Origin of the sequence: Terriglobus sp. ADX1, from assembly GCF_036877645.1 — a bacterium.
Lineage (GTDB): Bacteria > Acidobacteriota > Terriglobia > Terriglobales > Acidobacteriaceae > Terriglobus.
This window is the reverse complement of sequence record NZ_JAEDXV010000001.1, coordinates 332,513-353,442: the sequence shown is the minus strand read 5'-3', so window position 1 is coordinate 353,442 and position 20,930 is coordinate 332,513. Positions and strand designations below refer to the sequence as shown.

Annotated in this window: 16 protein-coding genes; 12 read left to right on the top strand and 4 right to left on the bottom strand. The window is 54.8% G+C overall.

The window, feature by feature from the left end; all coding sequences use genetic code 11:
- Window positions 1-101: 101 nt before the first annotated feature.
- Window positions 102-1,547 (bottom strand): sensor histidine kinase, encoded by a 1,446-nt coding sequence (locus JAO32_RS01575; RefSeq protein ID WP_334236809.1) that lies wholly within the window; start codon window positions 1,545-1,547, stop codon window positions 102-104.
- Complete coding sequence (locus tag JAO32_RS01570) at window positions 1,528-2,208, bottom strand: response regulator transcription factor (protein ID WP_334236807.1); 681 nt, start codon at window positions 2,206-2,208, stop codon at window positions 1,528-1,530. The genes JAO32_RS01575 and JAO32_RS01570 overlap by 20 nt, the downstream gene beginning before the upstream one ends.
- A gap of 127 nt (window positions 2,209-2,335) precedes the next feature.
- Between JAO32_RS01570 and JAO32_RS01565 the strand changes: the two genes are divergently transcribed.
- Together JAO32_RS01565 and JAO32_RS01560 are read left to right on the top strand one after the other, a co-directional pair.
- On the top strand, window positions 2,336-2,863 hold the full coding sequence (locus JAO32_RS01565) for a c-type cytochrome (protein ID WP_334236806.1): 528 nt from the start codon (window positions 2,336-2,338) through the stop codon (window positions 2,861-2,863).
- A 49-nt stretch (window positions 2,864-2,912) separates the two neighbouring features.
- Entirely contained in the window at window positions 2,913-3,548 is a 636-nt protein-coding gene (locus JAO32_RS01560) for a DUF2306 domain-containing protein (protein ID WP_334236804.1), read from the top strand.
- Between the two features lie 8 nt (window positions 3,549-3,556).
- Here JAO32_RS01560 and JAO32_RS01555 read toward each other — a convergent pair whose 3' ends face one another.
- A complete protein-coding gene (locus JAO32_RS01555) occupies window positions 3,557-4,504 on the bottom strand; it encodes a hypothetical protein (protein WP_334236802.1) in 948 nt (315 codons plus the stop codon).
- Between JAO32_RS01555 and JAO32_RS01550 the strand changes: the two genes are divergently transcribed.
- Genes JAO32_RS01550 through JAO32_RS01525 form a run of 6 tightly spaced genes read left to right on the top strand, consistent with a single transcriptional unit; the run spans window position 4,497 to window position 9,561 of the window.
- Window positions 4,497-5,630 (top strand): NAD(P)/FAD-dependent oxidoreductase, encoded by a 1,134-nt coding sequence (locus JAO32_RS01550; RefSeq protein ID WP_334236800.1) that lies wholly within the window; start codon window positions 4,497-4,499, stop codon window positions 5,628-5,630. The two genes, JAO32_RS01555 and JAO32_RS01550, sit on opposite strands and share 8 nt — an antisense overlap.
- Window positions 5,631-5,665: 35 nt before the next feature.
- Window positions 5,666-6,229, top strand: a complete 564-nt coding sequence (locus JAO32_RS01545) for a YceI family protein (RefSeq protein WP_334236798.1) — start codon at window positions 5,666-5,668, stop codon at window positions 6,227-6,229.
- 27 nt (window positions 6,230-6,256) lie between these two features.
- Entirely contained in the window at window positions 6,257-7,330 is a 1,074-nt protein-coding gene (locus tag JAO32_RS01540; protein WP_334236796.1) for a type III polyketide synthase, read from the top strand.
- 35 nt (window positions 7,331-7,365) lie between these two features.
- Entirely contained in the window at window positions 7,366-8,031 is a 666-nt protein-coding gene (locus tag JAO32_RS01535; protein ID WP_334236793.1) for a methyltransferase domain-containing protein, read from the top strand.
- Window positions 8,032-8,080: 49 nt separating this feature from the next.
- On the top strand, window positions 8,081-8,353 hold the full coding sequence (locus JAO32_RS01530; RefSeq protein ID WP_334236790.1) for an acyl carrier protein: 273 nt from the start codon (window positions 8,081-8,083) through the stop codon (window positions 8,351-8,353).
- Window positions 8,350-9,561, top strand: a complete 1,212-nt coding sequence (locus JAO32_RS01525) for a beta-ketoacyl-[acyl-carrier-protein] synthase family protein (RefSeq protein ID WP_334236788.1) — start codon at window positions 8,350-8,352, stop codon at window positions 9,559-9,561. Before JAO32_RS01530 ends, JAO32_RS01525 begins: the two co-directional genes overlap by 4 nt.
- A gap of 123 nt (window positions 9,562-9,684) precedes the next feature.
- Here JAO32_RS01525 and JAO32_RS01520 read toward each other — a convergent pair whose 3' ends face one another.
- Window positions 9,685-10,905: a glycoside hydrolase family 99-like domain-containing protein gene (locus tag JAO32_RS01520; protein WP_334236786.1), complete on the bottom strand. Its 1,221-nt coding sequence runs from the start codon at window positions 10,903-10,905 to the stop codon at window positions 9,685-9,687.
- 290 nt (window positions 10,906-11,195) lie between these two features.
- Here JAO32_RS01520 and JAO32_RS01515 point away from each other — a divergent pair, with 290 nt between their 5' ends.
- The 4 genes from JAO32_RS01515 (at window position 11,196) to JAO32_RS01500 (ending at window position 20,926) form a co-directional block, all read left to right on the top strand.
- Window positions 11,196-12,563: a hypothetical protein gene (locus tag JAO32_RS01515; RefSeq protein WP_334236784.1), complete on the top strand. Its 1,368-nt coding sequence runs from the start codon at window positions 11,196-11,198 to the stop codon at window positions 12,561-12,563.
- Between the two features lie 347 nt (window positions 12,564-12,910).
- Complete coding sequence (locus tag JAO32_RS01510; protein ID WP_334236782.1) at window positions 12,911-16,126, top strand: TonB-dependent receptor; 3,216 nt, start codon at window positions 12,911-12,913, stop codon at window positions 16,124-16,126.
- Window positions 16,127-16,463: 337 nt separating this feature from the next.
- Window positions 16,464-17,579 carry a substrate-binding domain-containing protein gene (locus JAO32_RS01505; RefSeq protein WP_334236781.1) on the top strand — a complete coding sequence of 372 codons (1,116 nt, stop codon included), beginning with the start codon at window positions 16,464-16,466 and terminating at the stop codon, window positions 17,577-17,579.
- A gap of 167 nt (window positions 17,580-17,746) precedes the next feature.
- The gene (locus JAO32_RS01500; protein ID WP_334236780.1) at window positions 17,747-20,926 is read left to right on the top strand and encodes a TonB-dependent receptor; all 3,180 of its coding nucleotides are present in this window, start codon (window positions 17,747-17,749) and stop codon (window positions 20,924-20,926) included.
- Window positions 20,927-20,930 lie beyond the last annotated feature (4 nt).

Genomic DNA, 20,930 nt, shown 5'->3' with positions numbered 1-20,930 from the left:
AAAGTTACCGCCGGGCATGAAGCTCTACTTCCGGCGGCAGTCAAGCTTAGAAACTGAGGATGACAGATAGGCTACTGCTTGATGACGACGCCTTCATGTAACTAGCGAACGAGTGCTGTCGATGGGACAGGAAACTCGATGGTGATGGAAGCCCCACCATCGTCGCGATTACCGGCCCGTACCTGTCCATCATGACTTCGCACTACAGCCGAGACAAATGCGAGCCCCAATCCATGTCCTGATGAGGCGTCTCCTTTGACATAACGTTCAAAGAGACGTGGGATAAGTTCATCTGGAAAACCGGCGCCATTATCTTCCACTCTCAGCATGCTCCGTTCGCCTTCATGAAGAACCGTCACAATGACCGACGTGCCGGATCGCGTGTGTTTCAAAGCATTGTCCAGTAAGTTTGTGAGCGTGCGCTGAATCAATGCTGAATCCCCGTCAATCATGGCTGGACCATTGCTTCTGAGTTGCAGACTCAATCCTGCCTGTGCAAAGGATGGCTCGTAGAGTTCGACCATCGAACTCACCAGGATCTCCAAGTCGATGGGTTCTTTGCGCAGTCGCAATGCGTCGGCGTTTGCTTCCGAAACATCCAGCGATGTATTGAAAAGGGTAGAGAGCCGATCAAGCTCTTCGATGGAAGAGATCATTGCTTCTTCCCTGACGCTGCCGCTTTCGCTCATCAAGGCGAGCTCGAGCTTTCCACGCATGGATGTCATCGGGCTACGAAGATCATGCGCCAACGAGTCAGACATGGTGTGCAACTGTTGCACGGCTGACTCAATACGGTCCAGCATTCCATTGAATGTGACTGAAAGCTGCGCAATCTCATCGCCAGTCGATTCCGTAGGCACTCTGCTGCGAAGATTGCTCCGCCCGATCAGCGAAGCCGTTTCTGAAATCACTTGGACGCGATGAAGCATGCGACGCGTGCTGACAAAGACAATCGCCGTGCCCAGCACAATGATTGCGCACCAAAGAAATGCAAACTCTATCTGGAGACGATGGAGCACCCGTCGTTCATAACTCGTGGATAGAGCCAGGTAAATATGGCCGCCTGCTGGCAATCTGCTTGATGCAACTCGAAACGGCACCGCGAACCCCGGTATGGCCACATCCCTAGGCCTGGTCAGATCCAAGTGAGTCTCTTGAATCGCCTTTAAATTCTCCGCACCATTCCCGGCTCCTGTATCCAGAAGCAATTCGCCTTGCGGTGTCGTCGCGATGAAGAACACTGCCCGCGTCATGGCATCGGGTGTGTTCTCGTCACGAGGCACTTCGCGGCTGGCGAGCTCTGCAACCTCGCCCACAACGACCTCATGCAGCCGATCTCCAGGCGTACGCTCTGCGACATCGGACAGTACACCCAGTTCTCCGGTCAACCACGAATCGGAGCGGTTCTGAATGTCATTCACCAGAAAGCCTTGTAGAAACCAAAAGGCAATGGCAGTTCCTATCGCAAACGCGACGCCGCTCCATAGCGAGATGCGCCATGCGGCCGTTCTGCCGCGGTGAGGCAAACTAACGGTCCCGGAGGACATAGCCGACGCCTCTCAACGTGCGGATCATTGGCATCTCATTTTCGAGGTCAACCTTGCTGCGCAGACGATAGATGTGTACATCCACCACATTCGTATCAGGCTGCACGTGGACCTTCCACACTTGTTCCAGGATCATCGACCGCGTGACCACACGTCCTGCATTACGAACCAGAAACTCCAACAGAGCAAACTCCTGTGATGTCAGCCGAAGCATGCGTGAACCGCGGGTGGCCTCGCGCCGCAACAAGTCGAGCTCGATATCGCCGGCGCGCAGTAGATTGGCAGAATTGCCACTGGTCGCAAGCGATCGGCGCACCAGGTTCCTCAAGCGCGCAGTCAGTTCCGCAATTGCGAAAGGCTTTGTCAGATAGTCATCGCCCCCCTGCTCCAGACCGCGCACGCGATCGGTTACAGACCGACGAGCTGACAAAATCAGCATCGGAGCAATTACTCCTTGCGAACGCAGGCTTGACATTAGATCGAAGCCATCGCGATCCGGCAATCCGAGGTCTAGCACAATGGCGGCGTAGTCCTGCTCGCAAACAAGGCGTTCCGCTGCCCGCGCCGTCGTCGCCTGGTCGGCCACATAGCCAGCCTCACTGAGACCACGTTTCAGGAAGTCCTGGATCGCCGCGTCGTCCTCAATCACGAGCACTCGCATGGCTTTCATCTTACGAAACGTAGCTGAAGATCGGCTGCAGATGACGCACTTGTCATCTGCGCGTGTCTTTTCCTCCATCTCTCTTGCCTATAAACCAGCTCAGTTGTCACGATTGGAGCTGAAAGCAATGAAGCCCTGGCTGCTTGGAGTGGTTTGTTTCGTCGTCGGCCTTCTGGCCGTTCCTCTGGCTGTCTTTGTGTATCTGGACTACGGCCGCCCACCCGTTGCAGTGTCAGACGCATCCTTTCCATTTGAGCGTCAGATCGTCAGGGCTCCCCTGCACCGCAGGATCGACGCGGAACTCACGCAGCCTCCCACGAAGGCGACCGATGAATCACTGCTTGCAGGTGCGGTCACCTATAAGGAGCAGTGCGCGTTTTGCCATGGCACACCCGATCACAAAACGGACATCGGTAAGAACATGTTCCCCTCTGCTCCGCAGCTCTGGGCGAAACACCGCAACGGCGTAGTCGGAGTCAGTGATGATCCGGTAGGCGAGACATTCTGGCGAGTGAAGAACGGCATTCGCCTTACCGGCATGCCCTCGTACCAGAAGACGTTGAGCGAATCGCAGATGTGGGAGGTCAGCCAACTTCTGGCTTCCGCGGCGGGACCATTGCCCGAAAGTGTGCGCGCAGCTCTGGCGAGTAAGTAATTCGTGGCAGCAGCCATAGACAATCCTCTGAAGCGTTCCATAGCGAATTATGCCAACATCCACGTTGCCAGCACGCAATTCGACCCGGTCCAAGTCCAAGGTGATTCTCTGGAGTGCACTTGGTCTCATCGCACTGTTTGTCTTCGTCACCTCTGAAGTGTTTCTCCTTATCGACTACCCGATGTACCACGCATACCGTTTGCAGGTAATTGCCGACCGCGGTTTTCTCATCCCGCACACACTGTCTGGCATTGCAGCTCTGGTCATCGGCCCGCTCCAATTTTCGTCGAGGTTTCGCACGCGTCATCTCAATTGGCATCGCAGACTCGGCCGCATCTATGTCATCTCAGTATTTGTTGGATCTTTCACAGGGATTGCGCTCGCTTCAGGCCGTCCTGGCTTTCCCGGAACCTGCATGCAGGCCACCGCGTGGATGGTCTGTACGACCGCTGCTTTCATTACAGCGCGCAATCGCCACATCACTGCACATCGTCAATGGATGGCGCGCTCGTACGCCGTGACGTTCACCTTCATCTCCAGCCGCGTACTGAATCTGTGGCCTCGCTACTGGAGCCACCTTGGGGATGTGTTATCTGCAGTTGGCGTTATCGCCTTCACGCTCGCCTCGCTGCTTATCGTCGAGATAGGGCTGAACTGGCACGAGCTCACGAACCGACGCAACTGATCAGGACTTCAAAATTTGGTTCCTTCAAGCTCTGAGCTAACAACCGGTCCCGAGCCACCCAGTTGTCCGAAAATCCTCATCACTTCCGGTTGCTCACCTTCCAGCACCCAGACCATCACGTCTTTCGGTTGCAGACCGAGCATGCGGGCGAACAATCCAACGATACGTCCCAGATCAGGATGGATGCGAAATACAGTTGCCTTAAGAGGCTGGCCTTCCATCTGAAATGGTCGCTCGCCTTCTGAAGATATCTGTATGTGAATTAACCGTCCGCTATTGACTGGCACAAGAAGAGATACACGAAACGGTTTGGTGTTGCGTGGCACATTCACCAACAACGTCCCGACAAACCCGTTCGACAGGTCCTTAGGCAGGTCTATGTGCTCACTCGCAGTGTGGAATCTTCCCTTCTTGTCAGTCGTAATAGTCGTCGCTGTCCCCGTTGTGCCATCCACGGTGAAGTCGACGGGACTTGTAAAGAATGGGCCTTTTTGTACGTGCTGATCACGCACCAACTGAAACGTTCCCTGCTGCCGGTATGTCGTCGTCTCGTCGTCGATGGAACCATCAAGGAATTGATACCTGAGACGCATCGTCACTTCATCGCCTTGCACAACCTGAGTGAATTCAGCGCGCCCGAGGATCTTCCCATTATCTGCACGAACATCCATGAACTGATGCATGAGCATCTGTCGATGCTGAACTTCCAGCTGCTCGGCGTTCGCCGCGATTCCCGGCAGTATCGCGAATGCTGCTCCTGCGAACACCTTCCGTACCACCGCAAGAACCATGCCGCATGAGTTGCTCACTTTGTCATTCTGCATCTCGCCCGCTGCTTTCAAAATGACGTTTTGTTCAGAATGGTCCATTTCTACGCACTTCCGCCGTCTACTAAGTATGTGGCTCAAGAGCGGGATGGGGATGCCATGGAAACGAGGAGAAGATTCATTGCGCAATGAAATCCTTATCATTGGCGGAGGAGTGGCAGGTTGTGCTGCTTCGATTGCTCTTGCGCGCAAAGGGTTAAGTGTCACGCTGATTGAACGCGAACCCACACCGCGCCACAAAGTGTGCGGAGAGTTCCTGAGTGGCGAAGCGTTAGAGGACTTGCATGCACTCGGCATCGACGTGGCATCACTTGGCGCCGTGCCAATTCAGCATGTCCGACTTGCGGCTGCCAGGCGCGCTGCGGAGGCGCCCTTACCGTTTCCAGCAGCATCGCTTACGCGTAAGACCCTTGACACAGCACTCCTTGCTGAAGCCCTTGTAGCGGGCGTTCACGTGAAGAGTGGATGTCGCGTGCAAACTCTCAATCGCAACGCGGACAACGTTTGGGAAGCTACGCTTGACGACGGATCAACACGAACCGCGCCTACCGTGTTTCTCGCCACGGGCAAGCACGATATGCGTGGTCACGGCCGCCCCAAAGACCCTCAACAATGGGTCGCCTTCAAAATGTACTTCCGACTGACGTCCGAGCAGACGGCAGAACTGGCAGATGCATCCGAGTTAATGCTTTACCCAGGAGGCTATGGCGGCATCCAGCCGGTAGAAGGCGGCATCGCAAACCTCTGCTGCGTCGTCCAGCAGCGCTATCTGGCGTGTGCCGGAAACCGTTGGGAGAACTTCCTCGCAAAGATGCAAGAAGACTGTCCACATCTTGCTATGAGGCTCAAAGGCGCAGAGCCGCTGCTCACCAAGCCGATTGCGATTACCCATCTACCGTATGGATTCATTCGTTCCTCCACCGAGGATGGACTGTACTGCATTGGCGATCAGGCTGCGGTCATACCATCCTTCACCGGCGATGGCATATCCATTGCATTGCATACTGCCCGCTGCGCAACAACCGCGTATCTTGCGGGCGTTCTCGCTCCCGCCTTCCAGACGAAGCTACGCTCAGACCTGCTGTTTCAGATGCGACTCGCAGAAGTCGCAGCGAACGGCTTGAATAACTCTCTTGCACGGGCAGTGCTGCCCTTTTGCCTCAAGGTGTGGCCCGGTGTCATGCGCGTCACCGCCAAGCTAACCCGCGTCGCTCAATCGGCAACAGCCCATCCGCATATGGTCACTGAATCTTGAGTGTGCACTCCGACATTTGATCGAAAGGAGATACCGTGCAAAACCTTGCAGTCTTCGCCCTGCTGAGCATTTTGGCTCCACTTGCTTCTGCGCAACATCAGACGTTCACTGTTACCCCTGGTGCCAGCGATGTGAAGATTACACTCAACACGACTCACGAAGTAGTCCATGGTGTATTTCATGTTCAATCCGGCTCGATTGAATTTGACCGTAACGACCCCAAGATATCCGGCTCAGTTGTCGTATCCGCCGGTAGCGGTAAAACGGGCAACGGTACACGAGACAAAAGGATGAATAAGGAAATCCTGAAAGTCGAGCAGTACACGGCAATTTCATTTGCTCCTTCTTCCTATGCGGGCGAGATCGTGCCATCAGGAGACTCAACGATTCAGGTCACAGGAATTTTCAAGCTGCTTGACGTGCCTCATCAAATTACCGTTCCCATGGTCGTCCATACTGAAGGTAAGACCGCAACGGCAAAGACGCACTTCACCATTCCGTATGTCCAATGGGGATTGAAGGATCCCAGCCTTCTGTTTTGGAGAGCGGACAAAGACGTGTCAATCGACCTGACTCTTATTGGGCAACTTTCAAACTAGTCGCCCATCCCAGGCGTGGAGTGGAATGTGGATGTAAAAGCCTACCTGCAACGGATTGCAACAGCAACATTCGACAGCGACGTTCATCGCGCGTTTGTGAGCTATGCCGCTGACATGCTGAAGGAATCTCGCAGCCGAGACTTGTTCCTGCGAATGGCCGAGCGCTCCGGCATTGACGCCCGATACTCGCCACTCAGCGTTGATCGAATCCCCCACGCCGATGAAGTGGATGCTTATCAGTTTTATCGAACAGGACAGTTCCCCTCGACCGGTGAGCGGATGCAGTTGTATAAGCAAGCAGCGCCCAGGTTGATGTATCGCGCACTCGATCGCCTTGCGTTAAACGATGACGAGCGAGCCAGCATCCGCCATGTCATCGTGACAACATGCACGGGCTTCTACGCACCTGGCCTGGATTTTGATGCGATGCGCTATCTGGGGCTCGATTCGTCCGTGGAACGGACAATGATTGGCTTCATGGGTTGCTACGCAGCGATCAATGCACTCAAGCAGGCACGTCACATCGTTCGTTCTCAACCACAAGACAGCGTCCTGGTGATCAATCTTGAATTGTGCACGCTGCATTTGCAGGAATCGCAAGACCTTGGAGAGGTGCTCTCGTTCCTCGTCTTTGGTGACGGCTGCGCAGCATCTCTCATCAGCGCTCGTCCACAGGGGTTAGAGTTAATTGATTTTCACGCGATAAGCCTCGCTGATACGGCCGATCTCATCACGTGGCACATCGGAGACCAGGGCTTTGATATGGTCCTCTCCGGGCAGGTGCCACTCTCGGTAGGCAAAGCACTTCGCGCACACAAAGATGAGCTGCTGCATGATGGCAGGGTGACCCAGTGGGCCGTGCATCCGGGTGGACGCTCTGTGCTGGACGCTGTGGAGGAAGCCCTTGATCTTCCCCCAACCGCGCTCTTGCATTCTCGCGACATACTGCGGCGATTCGGCAACATGTCCTCTGCAACTGTCATGTTCGTCCTGCAATCCATCATGCAATCCAGCGAAGCCGGGCAACTCGGTTGCGCCATGTCATTCGGTCCCGGCCTCACCGCTGAGACCATGCGTTTTGTCACCACGGGGGCGCAGTGATCGACTTTACCGCTCGCGCGAATTTGTCGGAATGGATGGACGAGCCGTGCTCCTACGACGACTTCCGTGACTGCCTTCGCGATCTTGCGCAAGTCAATCGCATGACATTCGGCTATCGTCCAACACTCAACTGGCTCCGCACCATCCTTCCGAAGGATGGAAGCACGTTGCACATCGTGGACGTTGGCTGTGGGGGTGGCGACATGCTGCGGGAAGTTGAGCATATGGCGAAGCGAGAGGACCTTGTTATTCGGCTGACCGGTATCGATCTGAATCCTCATGCAGCCCGCGCCGCTCGTGAGATGACGCCCTCCTCTTCATCAATTGAGTGGATAACCGGCGATGCATTTCACTACGATCCCTCGGTACCAATTGATGTCGTGATCTGCTCGCTCTTTACGCATCACCTTCCAGATGACGACATCGTAAAGTTCCTGCAGTGGATGGAACACGTAACTCAACGTGGTTGGTTTGTGAATGACCTTCATCGAGAACGCAATCCGTATTACGGCTTCATGTTGCTCTCAAAGGTAATGCGCTGGCATCGCTTCGTTCAGCATGATGGTCCTATCTCTTTTCGAAGAGCGTTCCGTCATGAGGACTGGATTGCTCACTTGAAAAACGCAGGCATTCCGAAACACGAAGTTTCATTGTTCACAGCCAGGCCGGCGAAACTCTGCCTGGCGCGAGTAAAGTCATGACAAAGAATGGGAACAAGACGGAATTGAATTCAGAAACGGTGGTGTCAGCGTGACAGACATAGAACAGGAATGCATCCGAAGGATCGCTGAAGCCAAGGCTGTCTCGCCAGACTCGATCACACCAGAGACCACGCTTGAGTCGCTGCAGGTTGACTCACTGGATCGCGTCTCACTCTCTTTCGATATGGAGGAGCAGTACGGCGTTCAGATATCTGACAGTCAACTTCACGAGATTGTGACAGTGCGCGATGTTGCAGTTGCTGTGGAACAGGCCCTCGCGAAAAAGCAGGCAGCTGAATCGAGCAATGCGAGCGCCGCATGAGACGCGTTGTCATCACGGGCGCTGGATGCATCACGGCCATCGGCAACTCCGTCGAGGCATTTAGCGCCAACCTTTTCGCTGGTGTAACCGGCATTCGCGAGATTGAGAACGCACCCCCAGGTTCACTGCTCTTCTCAAAAGTGGCAAGAGTCGTTGATTTCTCCCCAGCCGATTGGCTTATGCAATCACAGGTGCAGCTTGCAGAACGATCGTCACAGTTCGCCATCGCATCTGCGCGGCAAGCAATCTCCTCCTCTGCGTTAACCAACCACTATGCAGGCGAAGACACAGCCGTTATCTTCGGTTGCTCGGCCGGCGGTCGAACAGCAGAAGAGCCAGAGACAGCCAGGCTTTACACACAAGGGACGCGCGTACATCCGCTGACCGTTCCTCGCGCGATGGCGAGCGCAGGCACAAGTCTTGTCTGTATGGAACACGCAATCACTGGTCCCGCCTACACTGTCTCGACCGCATGCGCTTCCTCTGCACATGCGATTGGGCAGGCATTTCACATGGTTCGTTCTGGAATGGTTAAGGCAGCCCTTGCAGGTGGCCACGAGGCTCCGCTGACCTATGGCTTCATGAAAAGCTGGGACAGCCTTCGTGCCGTCTCGCCCACCTATTGCAGGCCCTTCGCTGCAAACCGCGACGGCACCACACTCGGCGAAGGCGCGACGATTTTCAGCCTGGAAGCAATGGACGCGGCCTTGGATCGCGGTGCTCCAATTCTTGCGGAGATCGTTGGATTTGGTATGTCATCAGACGCCACGCACATCACACAACCCAACCCTTCCGGTTCTGCCGCCGCCATGGATCGAGCACTGCGTGACGCCAGCATCAAGCCTCATGAAGTCGGTTATGTCAACGCACACGGCACCGGCACGGAGATCAATGATCGACTGGAGGCGCAGGCGATCCATAGCGTCTTTGGCGAAGCCGCGACCACGCTACCAATAAGCTCCACCAAGGGACTACACGGCCACGCAATGGGCGCCTCAGGAGCTATCGAGCTACTCGCGGCTGTCCTCGCGCTTCAAAAAGGACTTCTTCCGTGTGCAGGCGGCATTTCTAACCCTGATGAAACCTTGGGTCTGCGCTGTTTACTTCGAGAGAATAAAGTTTCGACGACTTCCTATGCGCTTTCCAATTCATTTGCCTTTGGAGGGCTGAATGCCGTGATCGCTCTGAAGCGATATCTTTCCTCGTAACACTGGAGTGCAGTTCGTCATAACGCCCATTGCCCTGCTAAAAGACGCGAAAATCAGGAGATTCTGTGCGCCAAATCTCACTTCGGCGGCGAGTAGCTTGATGGCATGAGGCTATGACATGGATCAAGACGATCCAAATACCTTACGAACAGCTTCCAGATAGGCCGTCCCGTGCTCCATATCTGGCTCCAGATAACTGCCCTCAGTCCATTCGTTCCACGAATTAAGAGTGACCAACTGCTTGCCTGCGGGTAGATGATGCTCGGCAAACTGCCTGGCCGAACGAAGAGAATCTTCAAAGGCTTGCGGAGAGTTGTTAACCACTACGGACGTAAAAGGGTATCCACTTACACGGAAGTTGTCGGTTTGACAGGTGCGAGGCGTGGCATCCCAGCCAACCGTTACATTCGGAAAGTACATACAACCCAGTTCGTCAGATGCCCGATCGCGGTACTTTTCATATTGGCTGCGGACGTCTTCGTATTCCGTCTGGAACCCTTTTGAAAGCTGGGCATGGTGAACCCACACATAAGATGTGGTGCTGTCGATTCGCAATTGCTTCAGAAGTTGTGGCAGATTTTGTACTTCTGCTTCGCCCGGCAGTAGCTTCACTCCCCAGGTGACGGCATTGATGTGGACGCCGGGAAAACCGACAGCACGTGCCTTTTGTCGGAGCGCGTCCAGTGCAAGTGCAGCCTGTGAAATACCTCCCATGCCCGCGATAAATCGAAAGAGTTCATAGATTGAAAAATAAGGTTCTCCATCAAGCTTGAGGTAGGAAGGGTGCTGGAATAGTTGGACAACACGATCGCACATGGTGTCGAAGGCCTGGCGTGAAATTCCTCCTTGAAACTGAACTTTGCCTGGGCTGTCCAACTTGGCAGGATGCAGATCGATCCAATCATGATTGGCCCACATCAGGGCAAATCGAACATCGTGGTTGTTCGGGGCCATGAGATAGCCCTTGTCCAACGCGCCGTTCAGGAATGGCCCATCCTCGTACCAGTACCAGTCGAATAGCAGAGCGTCGACACCATTCTGGCTGGCTGCGGCAATCTTCCTTTGGAAAACCTCAGGGGTCGCCTCGTCAGCGTAGCCCCACTGCGGCACTTTTGGTTGGTGATGACCAGCGAACCGTGGCGCCGCAGCTTTGACCAGATTCCATTCCGTCCACCCACTTCCGTGGGCCGCCTCATTCCTGGGGTCCACATGAAAGTTTCCGAAGTAGTATGCCGCGGTGATGCAGGCATCTGCCTTTGGTGGCTTTATGGCGGCTGGGGTCCCGATCAGACCGCCATGCAACAGCGTGGCGCCAGCCCTGGTAATAAATTCCCGACGATGCACAGAACTCCTTCGCTTGGCGCTTCTAATTGATTCGTTTCAATACAAATTGTCACGGGAGTAGGTGTGCCCCACTCCTGCCTGGCTGGAGACAAGCACTGGGTAGAAACCTTCCAGCCCGCTGGGACAGTTTCGTTTAAGCCCTGTAGCAATTCCCACCGTCGGGCAGGTGCCATTGTGCTGTCAACGTCCTGCCGGAACGGTGTAGGTGCGGTGCTGTATCATGGCTCCTCTGAAACGATTCAGCGTCTGCCGGTGGCTGCCGAGAGATAGACGGAATTCGAGGTGAAGCGATGCTTGCGATAAACGAGATCGAAACCACCTGCGAACGGTCGCAGGGCGAAGTTCATTATTCCTCTGAACAGATTGCGGAAACGTTGGATCAGATCCTCCGTAGCGCACGCTTCAAAGACAGCCAGCAATTGCAGACCCTCTTGCGATATGTCGTGGAAGAGACGGTTAAGGGAAATGACGAAAACCTTAAGGAGAGGATGATTGGCATCTACGTCTTCGGTCGACGTCCCGATTACGACACGACCGAAGATCCGATCGTTCGCTCCCGGATGGGTCTGCTCAGGAAACGGCTTGCTCAGTATTACGAGGGTGTAGCCGCAGATCAGGCCCCCATCCAGATTGTGATTCCGAACGGGACATATCGTCCTGGGTTTACGTCCCGGCCAATCACGAAGGGTAAGCGCACGCCGTCGGCTGTTGGCGAAACCAAGCCCGCCTCCATTGCAGTTCCGGTGATTACGAACATCGTTCCGGCAATTGAAACAACACAACCCATGGTTCCGATCCCGGACTCCCCTGCGGCACTCCCTTCGTCTTTCAGGATAAGAGTGGGCTTCAAAGTGGCATCCATCGCGGCGGCAATCGCTGTGATTCTCTTCGGAACCTGGTGGTTCTTCCTGCGGCCCCAGCAACAAGAGATGGATGCGCTATGGGCACCGATCCTAAAGGGCAAGCAGCCCGTCTATATCTACACCGGGACAATGCCTGTCTATGAACCCGGATCGCCAGCTGACGAAGCCTCCTCTCCGGCGGACCTTTACTGGCCGATACGCGTACCGGAACCTCCTTCAGCAGATCTGCCGAAAATGGGGCCGAATCAAGTCTTCTCATATGGCGAAGGCATGCTCACCGGCTCGGTGTACGCCGACATCAGGGTCTCTGCGTTTCTAAGCAAGTACAACCGAACTCCGGTGATGCGGTCGGGGCCAAATCTCCCCTATATGGACCTGAAAGGTTCGCCTCTCATCCTGATAGGATCCTTCGACAACTACTGGACGCGGGTTATGAATGAGAGTTTGCCCTTTTATTTCGATCGCGGCTTTGGAATTCGCGAACGCTCGGGCGCTCACCGGCGGTGGCATAATCCCCTGAAGGCGGAGATGACGCCACGCATGATGGATGACTACGCTCTGGTATTCCGCGTGATGGATTCGAAAGCCGGAGCGCCAGTGCTTGCCATTGCCGGCCTCTCCACATGCGGAACACATGCTGTCGCGGATTTCGTCACCGATCCCGTGCAGATGAAGGCACTATCCGGTATTCCGAAGGCTGCCCTTCTGAGCAAAAACATAGAACTGGTCCTGCACACATCGCTGGTAAACTGCGCTCCCACCTCGGTCCAGGTAATTGCCAGCAAGGTCTGGTAACGCCCTGCATTTTGACACTGGGCGGCGCCTCTTCCCCCATAACAGAACTTACTCACGGCCGCGATAAGCCGACGGTTGCGGTCATGGATGAACATGCCTCGCCTTGTTAGGTGCTGACGGAACATGGAGGACACTTTCGGAAAATCATTGCCCGCATTTTCCGGAGCGTCTGTACAGCACCGTACCTACACCACACCTCCGGAACATTGACAGTCGATTCGAACGAACCTTAGACCTTGCCGAGGCTATAAATACAGGTCTTTCACAGTTGCTGTGATTTGGAGGTTAAGATGCGATCCTGGTTCACTTCGGAAATCATGCCGCCGGTAGCGGAAGGCAAAAGGCAAATGGCACCGATGCGGGGTGCGGAACGACGAAGAGCGGCGACATTTGCAGGCTTTGTTTTTCCAGCTCTGGTTTCAGCATGCGTTCTGACGATTCCGCAGCGGCAGGCATACGCGCAGACAAACCTGGCCACCTTGTCTGGAGCTGTGACAGATGCCTCGGGAGCCGCAGTGCCGAACGTTCCAGTCAGCATTCAGAATGTGGACACGACGGCCACGCGCGTGGTGACTACGGATGCAAACGGCTTCTATACCGCTCCCTCGCTGACGGTTGGCTCATATCGCGTAACGGTTGCGGTTCAGGGATTTTCCAAGACGGTACTTCCTGCTTCGCTGACTCTGGGTGGCCTCAACCTGGACATACATATGAAGGTGGGCAATGTCTCGGAAGAAGTGACAGTCACCAGTTCGTCAGGATCGGTGGCGCTGCAAACAGACAGCCATGAGTTGGCTACGTCTGTGGACAGTGTGCAGTTGACCACGCTTCCGAATGGCGGACGCAGCATTCTCAGTGTCGCCACACTCGGGCCATCTTCTCAGGCGGGCACGGATGCTTCCACCTCTGCTGGCGACCAAAGCTTTTATGGCCAAACAAGCAATGCAGTCATCCTCGCCGGTTTGGGTCCAAACCAGACGCAGTTTCTTCAGGATGGCATCGATAACACAAACCTACTGACACAGACAGCAAACATTCTTGCGTCTGTGGAAGCAGCAAAGGAAGTGAATACCCTTTACAGCAACGCTCCTGCCATCTTCCGGCAGCCCACCGTGGTTAACGTCATCACAAAGAGCGGCTCAAACAAGTTTCACGGCACACTCTACGACTTCCTGCAAAACGACGCAGCGAATGCAAAGAACTGGTTTGCGACCACGAAGGCTCCGCTACGCTACAACCTCTTCGGCGGAAACGTTGGCGGTCCTATCTATCGCAACAAAATTTTCGGATTCTTTGACTACTCCGGCCTGCGAAGCCATTCCTCCGGTCTCTCACAGAATCGCGTCCCAACGTTGGCAGAACGCAACGGAGATTTCTCTGCTGACCCGACCATTTATGACCCTACGACCTATAACCCGGTGACCGGCACTTCCAACCCATTTCCGGGCAACAGGATTCCTGCGCTCAGCGCGTTCGCACAACAGTGGCTGCAAAACTATCCGCTGCCGAATGTCCCGCTGAACGCCAACAATGTGAACTATGTGACGAATCTGCCGTCGAGCAGCAATTATGACGAGTACCTTGCTCGAGGCGACTGGAACGTTTCACAGAAGAACCAACTCTTTGGCACGGTCGCTCGTTACAGCCACTCGGGCGGTGGAAGCACAATCACTCCCGGCCTTTTTGGCATCAGTGTTCCCCTTACCGGCACGAATGCTTCCATCACAGACACGCAGATCGTCAACGATCGCATCGTGAACGCGCTGAGGATCGGCTACAACCGCAGCAATCTGTTCCGTACGCAGCAAGGGACAGGGGCAAAAAACTACGCGGCCTTTTATGGACTAAACAACCTCAATCCTCTGCTGGAGCAGTCAACACCACCTGCGATTTCGGTATCGAACTACACCTCACTTGGCGATCCATACTCTCCCCAGGGTGCCATCCAGAATCGCTACCAGTTCACTGATCAGGTGACGTGGACACATGGAAATCACACGCTGAGCTTTGGCGGCGAATTCATCCGCGTACAGTTCAACGGCGATTGGGTCGTCACGAATAATGGCAACTACACCTTCGACGGATCAGCGACATCCCAATACGTAGGCGGAAAACGCAGTGCGTCCGACCAGGGCAATGCGCTGGCCGATCTCGAACTTGGATTCCCGGTCAGAGGCAGCGGTCTGACTGGCAACTCGGCCGGTGCGTTCCGCGAATTCGATGTCTCCGGATTTGTTCAGGATGACTGGCGAGCTTCACAACGCCTGACGCTGAACTTCGGCCTGCGCTACGACTACATCAATCCGCCCACTGACAAGAATGGCCGCGGCGCGCTCTATCTGCTTGCAACAAATTCCAACCGATCCGGAGCATGGAACGCCAACTATAACGACTGGGGACCGCGCGTGGGCTTCTCATACAAGGCCACAGATAACCTTGCCATCCGCGGCGGTTACGGCATTTACTACGCTCCTATTCTCTACAACAATCTGCAATTCATGCTGCTGTACTCTCCCAACGTGGTGGCGCAAAGCTACAGCCTGAACATTCAATCGCCGCAGAATATTCAGAACCTGTTCATCGCCAATCCGCCGTCAGTTCCAGGACAGGGAGGTTACTCTATCAACCCAACCCTGAAGGACACGTCTACGCAGGAATGGAACCTAAACGTGGAGAGAACTCTTGGAAGTAGCACCATGCTCACGGTGCAATATCTTGGCAATGTGACTCGTCACCAGTCTGCACGTGCAGATTTGAACCAGCCAATTGCACTCTCTGCGGGGAACACCTCCGGCAAACTCGACGTTCGTCCCTATCCCAGCGCAGGTCCTATTGACGGGCAGCTCAATGCCTATAGCGCGAATTACAACGCGCTGGGTGTGAAGCTTGACCGGAGACTCTCCAAAGACTTCCAGCTTCTAGTCGCCTATACGTTCCAAAAGGCATTGAACAGCATCGACGGTGATAACAGCGACATTCAGTCGATCTACCACCCAGAACTGACCTATGGTCCTGCCAGCTTCAACCGCAAAAACGACATCAACATCAGCCCGATCTATTACCTTCCCTTCGGCCCCGGCAAACATTTCCTGAACTCAAACAACATCATCAACCGCGAGATCATAGGTGGGTGGGAGCTTGCAGGCCTTCAGTACTTTGCATCAGGCCAACCAATTACCGTGACCGCAAATAACAATGCGGATACGAGCCCATACCATAGTGTTTACGCAAATCTCACCTGCAATCCCATGCAGGGATTTCACCGCACGCGATTCAACATCTTCAACCCTGCATGCTTCGCGCAACCTGCTGCCGGCCAGTACGGCACTACTCGCTCAGTAGGATGGCAACCCTGGATTTTTCAAACGAATCTTTCCGTCATCAAGAACTTCCAGATCGCAGGAGAACACCAGCTTCAGTTCCGTGCGGAAGCTTTCAATCTGTTCAACCATCCGCTCTTCAGCACAGGCGGTGGTGGCGTAACCTCACCGACACTCGGCATCGCAACATCGCAGTCAAATAGCCCACGATCGATGCAGTTCGCGCTCAGATACTCCTTCTGACAAAGAGAGTGGCGGTGCGAGTCACCAAACGTCGGTATGATCGGGCAATCGTGTATCGATGCCCGGTCAGCCGAGGATGGCTGACACCAGTCTCCGACACGATCAAGTGAGGCCTCTAGAAAGGTGCCTCCTGGTTCACTCATATACTCCATCTGGCAGACGGATAAGGGCAACATAGTCCAAACTCTTCTCCGGGCCACAAAGGACTATTAGCAGCGTTAGATCGTTGACGACAATCTCAATGCAGCACTGCTTCTTTTCGCTATCGCCAGTCAGCAGCAGACGACGAGGACCTGCGATGCAGTAAAACCGCATCCACTGTGGCTACAATGATTCGATGGCGGGATCGAAGACTCGACATTACGGTTCCGGGACGTTTGATAAAGGACTCGACGTTCTTGAAAGCCTGGAACGCGCTCCGGAGCCGCTGCGCATCCATGACATCGCGCAGCTGACTGGCCTTGACCGTGCTGCGGTTTTCCGTCTCCTGTGCACGCTCGAGGACCGCGGATATATCGAGCGTCTGACCGACAAACGCTACCGGGCAAAAAATCGCAAACGGATGCCACGCGTTAGTTACATCGCGCCACTCACAGGCAATCCGTTTCGCGAAGAGGTCACCAGGAGCCTGCAGCGTGCGGCCGCCAACAGTGGTTTGCAATTGGAGCTCGTCGATACCGGCGACATCGAACTTCCACGCGACCAGATAGACGCTGTACTGCGTTCCGGTGCAGAGGCAGTGATCCTTTTCCAACGTCGCGGCTCGCTCGCGCACTTACTCGCCGATCGTTTTCTTCAAGAGCAAATCCCGCTCATCAGCGTAGAAACACCTATCGCGGGTGCACTCTATTTCGGAGGCAACAACTATCGCGCAGGCCTGCTCGCCGGCGAAACTCTGGGCACATTCGCACGCAGACAATGGCAGGGAAACTTCGACAAGCTCGTCCTCCTCGAGTCGTCACTTTCGGCAGCGGCGACAATGGCGCGCCTCACGGGTACGGTCGAGGGATTAAATACAACGCTCAACATTGATGCTTCCACGCGTGTGATTCACGTGGATGGCCTCGCCTCCAGCGAAACCAGCAGGGCTGCGTGCCTGCGCGTGTTCAAGTCTCTGCCCCGCAGGAGCAAGGTGCTCATCTCGTGCTTCAACGACCTTAGCGCCATGGGAGCTGTGCAGGCTGTGCGAACGCTAGGAATTGCCGATCAGGTTGCCATCGTCGGCCAGAACGGTACAGCCGAAGCACGCGCTGAACTGGCACTTGCCTCGAGCCCGCTCATCGCGACCGTGGCCTATTTCCCCGAGCGTTATGGCGAAGAACTTCTCAAACTAGCCAGCACCGTTATTGCCCATCAGAAGACTCCGCTTGCAGTCTACGTTGACCACATCCTTCTGAATCGCGCCAATCTCAGGCGCTATTATCCCCGCACGTCTGCTTCCTCGCTGAAGTGATTGACTGCTTATGAACGCACTTCCTTACGTTCAATATGTGAACAATACTGAACAAAATGCAGACATTGCACCTGCTCGCTCTTGACAGTGGATTAGCGCAACAAGCATTAATGGTTCCCGCCAACATATACACACAGATGTTCACTATGTGAATAGGCGAGGTGACCATGAATTTTAGGCATTTCCGCTCCTCCCCAGTCCTGCTTGCGCTACCACTCGTAGCCCCTTTCATACTGCCCTGCTCGTTGCTCGGCCAGGGCTCTCAGGGGCAGGTCAATGGCCGCGTTGCTGATCCCACGGGCGCATCCGTCGCTGGGGCAACTGTGCAGCTGACGAACGTTGCAACGGCGCAGGTGAAAACGACAACCACCAATGCCGAGGGCTACTACAGTTTTCCCGCTCTCCTGCCGAGTGAATACAGACTCAGTGTCAGCATGTCCGGCTTCAAGACCATCGAATCTCGCGTCACTCTGGATGTGAATCAGACGCTCAAGGATGATGTGTCGCTTCAGATCGGCGAGACCAGCAGCAAGGTCGAAGTGCAGGCCACAGCCCCTCTGGTCCAAAGTGAGACTTCATCGACCGGCCAGATCATCACGGGACAGCAGGTACTGCAGATGCCGTTGAATGGTCGCAACGTATTTGCTCTTAGCCTGCTGGTACCGGGTGCTTCAGAAAATCCAGGCGCGCAAAGCACCTTCAGCATCAACGGTGCACGCGGCAATCAGACATCGGTATTGCTTGACGGCGTCGACGCCCGTCTCTTTCAGAACGGACGCCCGGCCATTACTCCATCCGTTGATGCCGTGCAGGAATTCAAGATTCAACAGAACGCCAACTCTGCTGCGTACGGCGATGGCCTTGCCATCATCAACACTGCAATCCGATCAGGTAGCAACGGCATCCACGGCGACGTGTGGGAATTCCTTCGTAACAACGTCCTTGATGCCAAGCCATATTTCAGCAAGACGACACCAGTACTGAAACGCAATCAGTTTGGCTTTACGCTAGGTGGTCCCCTATGGAAAGATCACACGTTTGCGTTTGGAAGCTATGAAGGTCTTCGCGTTCGTCAAGCCCAGACACTCTATGCACTCGTACCCACACCGGCTCAACTTGCCGGTAACTTTTCAGGAAGTGCTCAGCTCTACGATCCGTTTATTCTCACCGCCGGTGCTCGCACGCCCTACGCGAACAATCAGATTCCAGCGAACGAAATCTCAAAGATCGGCAAAGCGGCGGCCTCACTTTATCCTGCACCCAACCTGACCGGCGTTGCTGGGTATAACTATGTCGCATCCAGTTCCCTACCAGACGATGCCAACCAATTCAACATCCGCGTCGATCATCAAATCAGCAAATCCGACAACATTTTTGGACGCTTCAGCAACACGTCAGAGAACGCACAAAGCTACAACTTCCCTCTGCCCTACAGCGGCACCGTCAACAGTTACAAGGGCAAGCAGGCCATTCTGCACGAAACGCACATCTTCAACCCAAATCTACTCAACGAAGCAGCAATCGGGTGGACTTATGGTCTCTTCTCATTGCAACTGATTCTTGCGGACCACGATGTTGCTACGCAGGATTTTGGGTTAACCAATCTTAAGATCCCGACTTTTGAGCAAGGCGCGCCAATCCTTAGTGTGCAGGGCTATTCCTCCATGGGATCGCCCATCAACGTACCCACAGGTGGCTACGAGAATAACTATCAGCTCAATGACGATCTCACATGGATACGCGGTGCGCACACGATGCGCTTCGGTTTTGAGGCGCGTCAGTATCGGCCTGCGCAGTATGATCCCGCAACGCCGAATGGCAATCTCTCCTTCGACGGGCGCTTCACAGGCAGGGATGCAACGCATACGGGGAATCCCGTTGCCGATCTCATCCTTGGTATTCCATATACAGCAACAGTGACACAACTTGTCACTTCGAATGGCCTGGTGGTCCTTCGGTGGAATCAGTATCAGGCGTATGTGCAGGATGACTGGAAGGTGGCTCGGAACCTCACCCTGAACCTCGGCCTTCGTTATGAGTACAACCAGCCCTTTCGGGAAGTACACGGCCAGGCAAATGTCTGGGACCGTGGCTGTAACTGCTTCCTCACACCTGGAAATGGCATTGATGGACTGATCAAACCCGATCGCAATAACTTCGCACCGCGTCTGGGTTTTGCCTACAGCATCACGCCGCGCACGGTCATCCGCGGTGGCTCAGGCATCTACTACGGATTCATTCGTGGATCGGAGCTATCGTCAGGCTATGGATTGAATCCCCCTTTCCTCGCGAGCACAACGGTTAACTCTGCCTCCACAACACCAACCCTCACGGGTGGCATCTTCGGGCCGGCGTCACCCGCTGTCACGCCAACGTCCAACATCTTCTCCGTCGACCACAATCTGCCCGACAACTATACGTACCAGTACAACCTCACAGTCCAGCGCCAGTTGACTGATACGTTCGCAGTTCAGGCCGCATACGTCGGCTCGTCCGCGCACAAGCTTACAGGCCGCGACCTGATCAATCAGGCCCGCGTCGACGCGAATCCTGCTAACCCAACTTCTATCGCCTCACGCAGACCCTTTGCCGGTGCGGCAGACATCAGTATCACGCGTGCAATCGATCAGGCGAACTACAATGCGCTACAAGTTACTGCAGAGAAACGTATGTCTCACGGCATCTCCGCGCTAGCAGCGTACACCTACTCGAAAGCAATGGGCATTGCAGAGGCGGGCGATCAATCCGCCATCGGCAATGAGTACGTGCCGCGCCACCGCTACTACGGTCCCACGGTTTACAGTCAGCCACATCGACTGACGATCAGTCCCACCGTCGAACTTCCCATTGGTCGTAACCGTGCCTTCCTCAACAACACTCCGGTGATAGTAGATAAGCTGATCAGCGGTTGGAGTGGTAATGGCATCCTCACCTTTTTCAAAGGAGAGTTCATCTCACCCACCTCAAACATCAGCGCCAACGTTGGCCGTGTTGATCGCAACTTCCCCAACTGCATTGGCAATCCGAATCTTCCTAGCGGCCAACGCAGCATCACGCGCTGGTTTGATACGTCCAAGATTGTCTCGCAGCCGTTCGGTACATTCGGCAATTGTGCAACCGGAGTCATTCAAGTGCCCGGTGAAAACAACATCGATCTTTCGGCAGTGAAGAACACTGTCTTCCATGACCGTTATCGGTTGGAGTTTCGCGCGGAGTTTTTCAATGCCTTCAACCATCCCAGCTTCGGAAATCCCAACACGACTGTCGGATCACCATCGTTTGGTGTAATCACCAGCACACGCACTAACAACCGTCAGATTCAGTTCGGTCTAAAGGCATACTGGTAAGCCC